General features: G+C 51.9%; 6 protein-coding genes, 4 tRNA genes, 3 rRNA genes and 1 riboswitch. Of the genes, 11 read left to right on the top strand and 2 right to left on the bottom strand.

Annotated elements, in window-relative coordinates; genetic code table 11:
* The first annotated feature begins 91 nt into the window (after nucleotides 1-91).
* Nucleotides 92-269, top strand: a riboswitch (cobalamin riboswitch).
* Nucleotides 270-337: 68 nt separating this feature from the next.
* The 9 genes from btuB (at nucleotide 338) to AC6I8N_RS19530 (ending at nucleotide 8818) form a co-directional block, all read left to right on the top strand.
* Complete coding sequence (btuB, locus tag AC6I8N_RS19570) at nucleotides 338-2212, top strand: TonB-dependent vitamin B12 receptor BtuB (protein ID WP_497829729.1); 1875 nt, start codon at nucleotides 338-340, stop codon at nucleotides 2210-2212.
* Nucleotides 2157-3011, top strand: coding sequence for a glutamate racemase (gene murI / locus AC6I8N_RS19565; RefSeq protein WP_415174983.1), 855 nt, complete (start codon nucleotides 2157-2159; stop codon nucleotides 3009-3011). Before btuB ends, murI begins: the two co-directional genes overlap by 56 nt.
* A gap of 367 nt (nucleotides 3012-3378) precedes the next feature.
* Nucleotides 3379-4920: ribosomal RNA gene (locus AC6I8N_RS19560) — 16S ribosomal RNA — on the top strand.
* A 74-nt stretch (nucleotides 4921-4994) separates the two neighbouring features.
* Nucleotides 4995-5071: transfer RNA gene (locus AC6I8N_RS19555), tRNA-Ile, on the top strand.
* Between the two features lie 108 nt (nucleotides 5072-5179).
* Nucleotides 5180-5255, top strand: a tRNA-Ala gene (locus AC6I8N_RS19550).
* A gap of 204 nt (nucleotides 5256-5459) precedes the next feature.
* Nucleotides 5460-8361 (top strand): 23S ribosomal RNA (locus AC6I8N_RS19545).
* Between the two features lie 105 nt (nucleotides 8362-8466).
* A 5S ribosomal RNA gene (gene rrf, locus AC6I8N_RS19540) occupies nucleotides 8467-8582 on the top strand.
* The 16S, 23S and 5S rRNA genes sit together here with 4 tRNA genes alongside, the layout of an rRNA operon.
* Before the next feature lie 74 nt (nucleotides 8583-8656).
* Nucleotides 8657-8733 (top strand) — tRNA-Asp (locus tag AC6I8N_RS19535).
* 9 nt (nucleotides 8734-8742) lie between these two features.
* A tRNA-Trp gene (locus AC6I8N_RS19530) sits at nucleotides 8743-8818 on the top strand.
* A gap of 169 nt (nucleotides 8819-8987) precedes the next feature.
* On the opposite strand, the gene hdfR is transcribed toward AC6I8N_RS19530, so the two are convergent.
* The gene (gene hdfR / locus AC6I8N_RS19525; protein ID WP_021184985.1) at nucleotides 8988-9809 is read right to left on the bottom strand and encodes an HTH-type transcriptional regulator HdfR; all 822 of its coding nucleotides are present in this window, start codon (nucleotides 9807-9809) and stop codon (nucleotides 8988-8990) included.
* Nucleotides 9810-9930: 121 nt separating this feature from the next.
* Here hdfR and AC6I8N_RS19520 point away from each other — a divergent pair, with 121 nt between their 5' ends.
* Nucleotides 9931-10269, top strand: a complete 339-nt coding sequence (locus AC6I8N_RS19520) for a MaoP family protein (protein ID WP_013510966.1) — start codon at nucleotides 9931-9933, stop codon at nucleotides 10267-10269.
* Nucleotides 10270-10293: 24 nt separating this feature from the next.
* Here the strand turns inward: AC6I8N_RS19520 and AC6I8N_RS19515 are convergent, their stop codons facing one another.
* Nucleotides 10294-11814 carry a YifB family Mg chelatase-like AAA ATPase gene (locus AC6I8N_RS19515; RefSeq protein ID WP_497829728.1) on the bottom strand — a complete coding sequence of 507 codons (1521 nt, stop codon included), beginning with the start codon at nucleotides 11812-11814 and terminating at the stop codon, nucleotides 10294-10296.
* A gap of 328 nt (nucleotides 11815-12142) precedes the next feature.
* Between AC6I8N_RS19515 and ilvL the strand changes: the two genes are divergently transcribed.
* The gene (gene ilvL, locus AC6I8N_RS19510; RefSeq protein WP_071783595.1) at nucleotides 12143-12241 is read left to right on the top strand and encodes an ilv operon leader peptide; all 99 of its coding nucleotides are present in this window, start codon (nucleotides 12143-12145) and stop codon (nucleotides 12239-12241) included.
* The last annotated feature ends 24 nt before the right edge of the window (nucleotides 12242-12265 follow it).

Genomic DNA, 12265 nt, shown 5'->3' with positions numbered 1-12265 from the left:
TTGCCGGGCGATTGTAGGCATTCGATTGCTGTTGTCCAGCCTTGTGCAAAAGAAGATGGCTGGAAGTCTGGATTTCTGGCCTTCTTGTCCGTAGACTGCGACGGCCGGCCTCCTTGAGTTAAAAGGGAATCCAGTGTGAATCTGGAGCTGACGCGCAGCGGTAAAGAATGTCGTGGTGATTGCTGATGCAGACACTGTCCTGCGGGATGGGAAGTCTTCACCATTAATGATTCTCAGCCCGAAGACCTGCCGGTGTGACGTCGCAATTCGTACGGTCATCGCGTGCTATCGATCGTATGCCTGCGGCATCCTGCTTTGTCTTTTGGATGCTATAACAATGAAAAAAACACATGCTTCGCTGTTTGCCTTCAGTGCAACGGCGGTGTCCCTCTGGGCGCAATTTGGCTATGCCCAGCAGGATGATGATACGCAAATCGTTACCGCTAATCGTTTTTCACAGCCAGTTTCTTCCGTGCTGGCGCCCACGACAGTTGTTACCCGCGAAGACATTGACCGCTGGCAGGCAAAAAGCCTCACGGATGTGATGCGTCGCCTGCCTGGCGTGGATATTGCGCAAAACGGTGGCATGGGCCAAAGCAGCTCCATGTTTATTCGTGGCACCAACTCCAGCCACGTCCTGATTCTGATTGACGGTATTCGTTTGAATCAGGCGGGCATTTCCGGATCGTCCGATCTCAGCCAGATTCCACTCTCGCTGGTACAACGCATCGAATATATTCGTGGCGCGCGTTCGGCGGTGTATGGTTCTGACGCGATTGGTGGTGTGGTGAACATCATCACGGGTCGTGATAAAAACGGTACCACGCTGACCGCAGGCGTTGGGTCGAAAGGCTACCAGAGCTACGATGGCGCTACCCAGCAGCAACTGGGCGATGCGACTAAGCTGACGCTGGCGGGCAACTATACCTACACCAAAGGCTACGATGTGGTGGCAAACCTGCCCGACATCTATGGCGATCCGGCGCAGAAAGACCGCGACGGTTTCATGAGCAAAACGCTGTACGGTTCGCTGGAGCATCAGTTTAGCGATCAGTTCAGCGGTTTCGTACGCGGTTATGGTTTTGACAACCGCACCGCTTATGATGGCTATCCCACTTATGTGGAACCCAACACCTTTGTCGATACCCGCCAGCTCTACAGCCAGACCTGGGATACCGGACTGCGCTTCAACCAGGGTATCTATTCATCGCAGCTGATTGCCAGCTACAGTCATACCAAGGATTACAACTACAGCCCACAGCTTGGCAAATATGACGCCACGGCATCGCTGAATGATGTCCAGCAATACAACCTGCAATGGGGCAACTCGGTACAGGTGGGGCATGGTACGGTGAGTGGCGGTGTTGACTGGCAGAAACAAACCTCAGAACCAGGCACCAATTCTACCGTTGAAGGCCAGGAACAACGTAACACCGGTATATACGCCACCGCTCAACAGCAGTTTGGTAGCGTGACGCTGGAAGGCGCCGTGCGCGGAGATGACAACAATGCCTTTGGCTGGCATAACACCTGGCAGAGCAGCGCCGCCTGGGAGTTTGTTGATGGTTATCGCGTGTTTGCCTCTTACGCGACCGCCTATAAAGCGCCGAATCTGGCCCAGCTTTATAGCCAGACTTATGGCAACCCAAATCTGAAGCCGGAAGAAAGCAAGCAGTGGGAAAGTGGTTTTGAAGGTTTAACCGGGCCGGTCAACTGGCGTGTGTCGGGCTATCGCAATGACATCGATAACCTGATTGATAGCGATCCGAACACCTATGTTTACTACAACATCGATAAAGCGCGTATTAAAGGTGTGGAAGCCACGGCGTCTTTCGATACCGGTCCACTGAGTCATACCGTCTCTTATGACTATGTTGACGCGCGTGATGCCGAGACCAATCAGCAATTGTTGCGTCGTGCTAAGCAGCAGGTGAAATACCAGCTCGACTGGACGGTCTTCAATTTCGACTGGTCCATCACTTATCACTACCTCGGTGAGCGTTACGACAACGATTACAACCACTCCTATACGGCACAGCGCATTAAATTGGGCGGCGTAAGTTTATGGGATCTGGCGGTATCGTATCCGGTCACCTCTCAGCTCACCGTTCGTGGTAGAATTGCCAACCTGTTCGATAAAGACTACGAGACAGTGTATGGCTACCAAACTCCAGGAACGGAGTACTACCTCAGCGCCAGCTACAGCTTCTGATCTGCGTCCCACCGTGCTGGTTTTTGACTCTGGCGTCGGTGGGCTCTCCGTCTATGAGGAGATTCGGCAATTGCTGCCGAATCTCCATTATCTCTACGCCTTCGACAATGAAGGTTTTCCTTACGGTGAAAAAACCGAAACCTATATTGTCGATCGCGTTGTGGCGATCGTTGAGGCGATTACGCAGCGCTTTCCACTGGCGCTGGTGGTGATTGCCTGTAACTCGGCCAGTACAGTTTCTTTGCCAGCCCTGCGTGCAAAGTTTGACTTCCCAGTGGTCGGGGTGGTGCCCGCCATTAAACCTGCCGCACGCTTAACGCGTAATGGGGTAGTGGGTTTGCTGGCGACACGCGGTACGGTAAAACGTCCTTATACACACGAACTGGTGGCGCAATTCGCTCGCGAATGCCAAATCAAGATGCTGGGCTCGGCAGAATTGGTAGAGCTGGCCGAGGCAAAGCTGCACGGTGAAGAGGTGCTGCTGGAGGATGTACGTCGTGTGGTGCAACCCTGGCTGCGGATGAAAGAGCCGCCCGATACGGTAGTGTTAGGCTGTACTCATTTTCCTCTGCTGCGTGACGAGTTGCAGTTGGTGCTGCCGGAAGGGACGCGGCTGGTGGATTCCGGCGCGGCAATTGCGCGTCGTACCGCCTGGTTGTTGGAGCATGCGGCACCTGTTGCGCTTTCTGATGCGCCTAACATGGCATTTTGTACGCAGATGAATGAAGAAGTGCTGCAATTATCACCGGTTCTGCAACGTTATGGCTTCCCATTGATGGAAAAACTGGCGCTTTTGTGATGTTTCGTTGAAAAAAACAGCACTCAGAAATTAATTTGCATTTAGCGCTTGTCAGCCTCAAAGAACTCCCTATAATGCGCCTCCACTGACACGGAACAACGGCTTACGAAGCGATGTGTTGGTGAGGTCGCCTTAAGTGGCAACCTTCAGAAAAGCAAAAATAAATGCTTGACTGAAAACGCGGAAAGCGTAATATACGCAACCCGCGCCACACGAGAAATGTGGCACTGCTCTTTAACAATTTATCAGACAATCTGTGTGGGCACTCGCAGGATTGATATCAAAAGTCTACGGACTTAAAAAATATCAAGTCTCAAGAGTGAACACGTAATTCATTACGAAGTTTAATTCTTTGAGCATCAAACTTAAATTGAAGAGTTTGATCATGGCTCAGATTGAACGCTGGCGGCAGGCCTAACACATGCAAGTCGAACGGTAGCACAGAGGAGCTTGCTCCTTGGGTGACGAGTGGCGGACGGGTGAGTAATGTCTGGGGATCTGCCCGATGGAGGGGGATAACTACTGGAAACGGTAGCTAATACCGCATAACGTCGCAAGACCAAAGTGGGGGACCTTCGGGCCTCACACCATCGGATGAACCCAGATGGGATTAGCTAGTAGGTGGGGTAACGGCTCACCTAGGCGACGATCCCTAGCTGGTCTGAGAGGATGACCAGCCACACTGGAACTGAGACACGGTCCAGACTCCTACGGGAGGCAGCAGTGGGGAATATTGCACAATGGGCGCAAGCCTGATGCAGCCATGCCGCGTGTATGAAGAAGGCCTTCGGGTTGTAAAGTACTTTCAGCGGGGAGGAAGGGATGATGTTTAATACGCATCATCATTGACGTTACCCGCAGAAGAAGCACCGGCTAACTCCGTGCCAGCAGCCGCGGTAATACGGAGGGTGCAAGCGTTAATCGGAATTACTGGGCGTAAAGCGCACGCAGGCGGTCTGTCAAGTCGGATGTGAAATCCCCGGGCTTAACCTGGGAACTGCATTCGAAACTGGCAGGCTAGAGTCTTGTAGAGGGGGGTAGAATTCCAGGTGTAGCGGTGAAATGCGTAGAGATCTGGAGGAATACCGGTGGCGAAGGCGGCCCCCTGGACAAAGACTGACGCTCAGGTGCGAAAGCGTGGGGAGCAAACAGGATTAGATACCCTGGTAGTCCACGCTGTAAACGATGTCGACTTGGAGGTTGTGCCCTTGAGGCGTGGCTTCCGGAGCTAACGCGTTAAGTCGACCGCCTGGGGAGTACGGCCGCAAGGTTAAAACTCAAATGAATTGACGGGGGCCCGCACAAGCGGTGGAGCATGTGGTTTAATTCGATGCAACGCGAAGAACCTTACCTGGCCTTGACATCCAGAGAACTTAGCAGAGATGCTTTGGTGCCTTCGGGAACTCTGAGACAGGTGCTGCATGGCTGTCGTCAGCTCGTGTTGTGAAATGTTGGGTTAAGTCCCGCAACGAGCGCAACCCTTATCCTTTGTTGCCAGCGATTCGGTCGGGAACTCAAAGGAGACTGCCGGTGATAAACCGGAGGAAGGTGGGGATGACGTCAAGTCATCATGGCCCTTACGGCCAGGGCTACACACGTGCTACAATGGCGCATACAAAGAGAAGCGACCTCGCGAGAGCAAGCGGACCTCATAAAGTGCGTCGTAGTCCGGATTGGAGTCTGCAACTCGACTCCATGAAGTCGGAATCGCTAGTAATCGTAGATCAGAATGCTACGGTGAATACGTTCCCGGGCCTTGTACACACCGCCCGTCACACCATGGGAGTGGGTTGCAAAAGAAGTAGGTAGCTTAACCTTCGGGAGGGCGCTTACCACTTTGTGATTCATGACTGGGGTGAAGTCGTAACAAGGTAACCGTAGGGGAACCTGCGGTTGGATCACCTCCTTACCTGAAGATACTTTCCTTCGAAGTGCTCACACAGATTGTCTGATGAAATTTAAAGAAGCAGTAAAACCCTCGGCAGGCTTGTAGCTCAGGTGGTTAGAGCGCACCCCTGATAAGGGTGAGGTCGGTGGTTCAAGTCCACTCAGGCCTACCAAATTCTCCCGATTTCTGCGTTGTGACAACGACTCGCATACCTGATGTATGCTTCGCGTCGTCACGCCTTGAACTCGAAAGAATTGGGTGAAGGGTTTTGCGAATCATTGGGGCTATAGCTCAGCTGGGAGAGCGCCTGCCTTGCACGCAGGAGGTCAGCGGTTCGATCCCGCTTAGCTCCACCATCAACGACCCCACGTTGATAAAAAAACTTCCGAATGCATTTTCGAGTGCATTGCGAAGTTATTGCTCTTTAACAATCCGGAACAAGCTGAAAATTTGAAACGACACGTTGTTTCATTTCTCCGTAATAAGAAATGAAAGCGATGTGTTCGAGTCTCTCAAATGCTTGCAGTCTGCATGCGTTGCAAAACGCCTGTGGGTTGTGAGGTTAAGCGACTAAGCGTACACGGTGGATGCCCTGGCAGTCAGAGGCGATGAAGGACGTGCTAATCTGCGAAAAGCGTCGGTAAGGTGATATGAACCGCAACAGCCGACGATGTCCGAATGGGGAAACCCAGTGCACTTGTGCACTATCGTTAACTGAATACATAGGTTAACGAGGCGAACCGGGGGAACTGAAACATCTAAGTACCCCGAGGAAAAGAAATCAACCGAGATTCCCCCAGTAGCGGCGAGCGAACGGGGAACAGCCCAGGACCTGAATCAGTTTGTGTGTTAATGGAAGCGTCTGGAAAGTCGCGCGATACAGGGTGACAGCCCCGTACATGAAAATGCACAGATTGTGAGTCCGATGAGTAGGGCGGGACACGTGGTATCCTGTCTGAATATGGGGGGACCATCCTCCAAGGCTAAATACTCCTGACTGACCGATAGTGAACCAGTACCGTGAGGGAAAGGCGAAAAGAACCCCGGCGAGGGGAGTGAAACAGAACCTGAAACCGTGTACGTACAAGCAGTGGGAGCACCTTCGGGTGTGACTGCGTACCTTTTGTATAATGGGTCAGCGACTTATATTCTGTAGCAAGGTTAACCGTATAGGGGAGCCGCAGGGAAACCGAGTCTTAACCGGGCGTTAAGTTGCAGGGTATAGACCCGAAACCCGGTGATCTAGCCATGGGCAGGTTGAAGGTTGGGTAACACTAACTGGAGGACCGAACCGACTAATGTTGAAAAATTAGCGGATGACTTGTGGCTGGGGGTGAAAGGCCAATCAAACCGGGAGATAGCTGGTTCTCCCCGAAAGCTATTTAGGTAGCGCCTCGTGAATTCATCTCCGGGGGTAGAGCACTGTTTCGGCTAGGGGGCCATCCCGGCTTACCAACCCGATGCAAACTACGAATACCGGAGAATGTTATCACGGGAGACACACGGCGGGTGCTAACGTCCGTCGTGAAGAGGGAAACAACCCAGACCGCCAGCTAAGGTCCCAAAGTCATGGTTAAGTGGGAAACGATGTGGGAAGGCCCAGACAGCCAGGATGTTGGCTTAGAAGCAGCCATCATTTAAAGAAAGCGTAATAGCTCACTGGTCGAGTCGGCCTGCGCGGAAGATGTAACGGGGCTAAACCATGCACCGAAGCTGCGGCAGCGACACTATGTGTTGTTGGGTAGGGGAGCGTTCTGTAAGCCGCTGAAGGTGGACTGTGAGGTCTGCTGGAGGTATCAGAAGTGCGAATGCTGACATAAGTAACGATAAAGCGGGTGAAAAGCCCGCTCGCCGGAAGACCAAGGGTTCCTGTCCAACGTTAATCGGGGCAGGGTGAGTCGACCCCTAAGGCGAGGCTGAAAAGCGTAGTCGATGGGAAACAGGTTAATATTCCTGTACTTGGTGTTACTGCGAAGGGGGGACGGAGAAGGCTAGGTTATCCGGGCGACGGTTGTCCCGGTTTAAGCGTGTAGGCTTGCATTCCAGGCAAATCCGGAATGCTTTAAGGCTGAGGCGTGATGACGAGTCACTACGGTGATGAAGTAACTGATGCCCTGCTTCCAGGAAAAGCCTCTAAGCTCCAGGTAACACGAAATCGTACCCCAAACCGACACAGGTGGTCAGGTAGAGAATACCAAGGCGCTTGAGAGAACTCGGGTGAAGGAACTAGGCAAAATGGTGCCGTAACTTCGGGAGAAGGCACGCTGGCATTAGGTGAAGGGACTTGCTCCCGGAGCTGAAGCCAGTCGAAGATACCAGCTGGCTGCAACTGTTTATTAAAAACACAGCACTGTGCAAACACGAAAGTGGACGTATACGGTGTGACGCCTGCCCGGTGCCGGAAGGTTAATTGATGGGGTTATCCGTAAGGAGAAGCTCTTGATCGAAGCCCCGGTAAACGGCGGCCGTAACTATAACGGTCCTAAGGTAGCGAAATTCCTTGTCGGGTAAGTTCCGACCTGCACGAATGGCGTAATGATGGCCAGGCTGTCTCCACCCGAGACTCAGTGAAATTGAAATCGCTGTGAAGATGCAGTGTACCCGCGGCAAGACGGAAAGACCCCGTGAACCTTTACTATAGCTTGACACTGAACATTGAGCCTTGATGTGTAGGATAGGTGGGAGGCTTTGAAGTGTGGACGCCAGTCTGCATGGAGCCAACCTTGAAATACCACCCTTTAATGTTTGATGTTCTAACGTAGGCCCGTAATCCGGGCTGCGGACAGTGTCTGGTGGGTAGTTTGACTGGGGCGGTCTCCTCCCAAAGTGTAACGGAGGAGCACGAAGGTTGGCTAATCCTGGTCGGACATCAGGAGGTTAGTGCAATGGCATAAGCCAGCTTGACTGCGAGAGTGACGGCTCGAGCAGGTGCGAAAGCAGGTCATAGTGATCCGGTGGTTCTGAATGGAAGGGCCATCGCTCAACGGATAAAAGGTACTCCGGGGATAACAGGCTGATACCGCCCAAGAGTTCATATCGACGGCGGTGTTTGGCACCTCGATGTCGGCTCATCACATCCTGGGGCTGAAGTAGGTCCCAAGGGTACGGCTGTTCGCCGTTTAAAGTGGTACGCGAGCTGGGTTTAGAACGTCGTGAGACAGTTCGGTCCCTATCTGCCGTGGGCGCTGGAGAATTGAGGGGGGTTGCTCCTAGTACGAGAGGACCGGAGTGAACGCACCACTGGTGTTCGGGTTGTCATGCCAATGGCATTGCCCGGTAGCTAAGTGCGGAAAAGATAAGTGCTGAAAGCATCTAAGCACGAAACTTGCCCCGAGATGAGTTCTCCCTGACTCTTTGAGAGTCCTGAAGGGACGTTGAAGACGACGACGTTGATAGGCCGGATGTGTAAGTGCAGCGATGCATTGAGCTAACCGGTACTAATGACCCGTGAGGCTTAACCTTACAACGCCAGAGGCGTTTTGAATTGAGAGACGCGAGAATTTTCAGCTTTGTTCGAACGGATTGGTTCGTATAGCCTGTGAGGGCGGTGCGGATAAACAGAATTTGCCTGGCGGCTGTAGCGCGGTGGTCCCACCTGACCCCATGCCGAACTCAGAAGTGAAACGCCGTAGCGCCGATGGTAGTGTGGGGTCTCCCCATGCGAGAGTAGGGAACTGCCAGGCATCAATTTAAGGTATTTACCTGAAAAGGTAACACCGGTTATCAGCGAGACCCCGCTGGTAATGCAGTATTCGGTGGTGCGGTAGTTCAGTCGGTTAGAATACCGGCCTGTCACGCCGGGGGTCGCGGGTTCGAGTCCCGTCCGCACCGCCACCCTCATTTAGGGGCGTAGTTCAATTGGTAGAGCACCGGTCTCCAAAACCGGGTGTTGGGGGTTCGAGTCCCTCCGCCCCTGCCAGAAAACAATCCTTTGCTTAGGCAAAGGATTTTTTTTGCCTAAAATAACCTGCATATTTTCACTACCCTCTCCTGGATACTTTTCTCCAGCACAAAATGCTCAGATCGTTTAGTGATGGAGGGAATTGAGCTTCACCAATATCCACTCAAACCCTTCTGATTTTATTACATCAATGTGTTAATACCGGATATTTGAGCAACTGGCGAATATGCGCCTGCTGATCACTATTTTGTAGCCAGACCGCATATAGTGGTCTGACAGCGACAGGCGTATCAGGAATAACCATCAGATCGCTGTAAATGCTATGCCAAAAATCAGGCAAAAACGCGCAAGCACCAGTCGTATGCAGCAATTCTCGGGTAACATGCGCCGATGTTGTCGTTAATACCGGAACGTCATCACTGGACAGATAGTTTTCATGTTGGTGAAAATCTGCTCCCCATTCCAGTTTGATGTAATCATATTTTTCACGCTTCTCAGTTTTACGCGCACGAAATAATGCGAGTGAAATGTGGCCAATTTGCTGGCTGGTCAATTCATCCATCTTTGGCGCTTCGGTGGTGATCAAAAGATCAAGCTGCCGCTCATGTAACTGCTTTACCAGCAAATGCCGTTGCGCAATACGCGCTTCAAGATGAAGGCTTTCTCTGTTCTCATAAAGCGATTGTAACCAGGGGGTTAGATAAGCCTCCCACAGTGATGCGCTGGCCCCAATAGAAAGCTCATGATGCTGCTGTGTATGGGAGACTTCCTTTTTTGCCATCAGCCAGGTACTCATCAGGCTTTCTGCGTAAGGTAATAAGCGCTCGCCCGCAGAAGTCAGCCGAATGTTATTACGATGGCGCGTAAAAAGGTTAACGCCCAGCTGGTTTTCCAGTTGGCGAATGCGAAAACTAACGGCAGATTGCGTGAGGTAAAGCGCTTCAGCAGCACGCCCGAAATGGCGAGTTCTGCTCACTTCGAGGAAAGTTTTCAGTAATTCCGTATCCACAGCATTCTCCCAAAAAATGTTTGTCGTATTGATTTAAATGTTTTGTTTTACACTCTGTCAAGCCTATCTAATACTCCGCGCCATAAATAGCACGGCCATATGAGAATCAGGAGCGTGTAAAATGGCGGATAGCTTCGCAACAACGAATCGTTTCTTTGATAACAAGCATTACCCTCGTGGTTTTTCGCGTCATGGTGATTTCACCATTAAAGAAGCTACGCTTCTTGAGCGCCACGGTTTTGCCTTTAATGAACTGGACCTGGCAAAGCGTGAGCCAGTGACGGAAGAAGAACGTTTATTTATTGAAGTATGTCGTGGTATTCGTGAGCCGCAAACGGAAGCTGAGCGTGTATGGTCGAAATATACCGCACGTATCAAGCGTCCTAAGCGTTTTCACACGCTTTCCGGCGGTAAGCCGCAAATGGACAGCGTCGAAGATTACAGCGACAGCGAAGACTAAGAAACGGGGCATTGGCCCCGTTTTTTACTCCAGACTTTTGTGTAGAAAAATCATCAAGCGATCAATACTGCGATACCCTACCGCTTCCTGAATATGATGCCGGGTAATTCGCGGCTCTCCTGCCAAATCGGCTATCGTTCTCGCCACCTTTAGAATGCGCTGCCAGGCACGTACTGACAGGCCAAGTGAATTCAGCACCTCTTCAAGCCACTTTGCATCTTCGTCAACCAGCTCACACCAGCGCTGTATTTCTGCATTCGAAAGATGTGCGTTCACTTTCCCACTGCGGTTGATTTGACGTTGTCGTGCCGCAACCACACGTTGTAGCACCTCTGCGCTACTCTCACTGCGCTGCTGTTTCTGGCTAAGTGTACCGCTGGGTAACAGCGGCACTTCGAGGGAGAGATCAAAACGGTCAAGAAAAGGGCCGGAAAGACGGCTCAGATAGCGCAATACCTGCTGTGGAGTGCATCGGTTATGGTTTCCCTGATAATGGCCAGTTGGGCTGGGGTTCATTGCACCAATTAACTGAAAACGCGCTGGATAGGTAACTTTGGCGCGGGTGCGAGAGATGGCAATCTCACCGGACTCAATCGGCTCGCGTAGCGCATCCAGTACCCGACGTTCGAACTCAGGTAACTCATCCAGAAAAAGGACACCATTGTGCGCCAGCGAAATTTCACCCGGACGGGGTAAGGAACCGCCGCCAATCAATGCATACAGCGAAGCGCTATGATGTGGTGCGCGGAAAGGGCGTTTACGCCATTGTTGTTGAAGGTTGCCGCTACTGACCAGGCCGGCGATAGCCGCACACTCCAGTGCCTCCTTGTCATTCAACGGGGGCATAATGCCGGGCAAGCGTGTGGCCAGCATGGTTTTCCCGGTTCCCGGCGGACCCAGCAGCAGCAAATTGTGACCGCCTGCGGCGGTAATCTCCAATGCCCGTCGTCCTTGTTCCTGCCCAATAATATCGCTCAGATCCTGGCTGTCGTTGTCGATGCTGTCAGGCTGATAACGAGCAATGGGTAACTCCGTCTGATTATGCAGAAAGGCGCAAATCTCCAGCAGATGTTTACCAATCAGGGTTGTGCCTTGCTGAATTAAACCTACATCCTGTTGATTCTGTTCAGAGAGTACCATTTGTCTACCCGCCTGGAGGGCTGCCATAGCCGCAGGAATGGCAGCCTGAACGCCACACAGCGCCCCGTTCAGTGCTAATTCACCCAGGAATTCATATTGCCCGAGTTTCGCGTCAGGAAGCTGCTCTGAGGCGGCGAGAATCGCAATGGCGATCGGCAGGTCGTAGCGCCCACCTTCTTTAGGGAGATCGGCAGGGGCGAGATTGATGGTGACGCGCTTTGCCGGAAAGGTAAATCCGCTGTTGATGATAGCGCTGCGCACCCGCTCACGCGCTTCTTTCACCGTGGTTTCTGGTAAACCCACCAGCGTTAAGGCAGGCAGGCCGTTGCTAATATGCACTTCCACCGTTACCAGCGGTGCCTGCACACCCAGCGCCGCGCGTGTCAAAACCCTTGATAAAGACATAACCACTCCTTGTTGGTTCTATCTTGCAGGGCTTTATAAGGAAGGCCTAATCGGGATGATCAGAATTACGCGCAGGTTTCCATCATTTCGCTGCGAATTTCTGCCTGTTCACGTATTTTGGATGCGGGTTCTCAGAACGAAATCGAATGTTACGACGCGGTCGTAATGAATATTTATCACAAATACAAATAACCGTTTACTTACAAGGTGATAACCACTTCCGTGCCGTTGCGTCATAAAAATTTCTGATGAAAATTATTGTCAATGCCCGGATAACTATGGTAACTCTGTAGGTATTACTTCGAACAATCGAAAAAACGAACAACACATGAAAGCCCTTCTACAAGTGATTAGCCTAGTCGTGATTAGCGTGGTGGTGATTATTATCCCACCGTGCGGGGCTACGCTTGGAGAAAGAAAGGCTTAAAAATCAAGCCTGGAATTCGAAAAA

This window comes from Pantoea sp. X-Soil-TKNS-1279, assembly GCF_059730565.1.
Note: the sequence above shows the minus strand (reverse complement) of the source record. Positions and strands in the feature narration are given on the sequence as shown.

Coding starts and splice junctions, on each gene's coding strand:
- btuB (WP_497829729.1), top strand. CDS start 338: ATGAAAAAAACACATGCTTCGCTGTTTGCCTTCAGTGCAACGGCGGTG.
- murI (WP_415174983.1), top strand. CDS start 2,157: ATGGCTACCAAACTCCAGGAACGGAGTACTACCTCAGCGCCAGCTACA.
- AC6I8N_RS19520 (WP_013510966.1), top strand. CDS start 9,931: ATGGCGGATAGCTTCGCAACAACGAATCGTTTCTTTGATAACAAGCAT.
- AC6I8N_RS19515 (WP_497829728.1), bottom strand. CDS start 11,814: ATGTCTTTATCAAGGGTTTTGACACGCGCGGCGCTGGGTGTGCAGGCA.
- ilvL (WP_071783595.1), top strand. CDS start 12,143: ATGAAAGCCCTTCTACAAGTGATTAGCCTAGTCGTGATTAGCGTGGTG.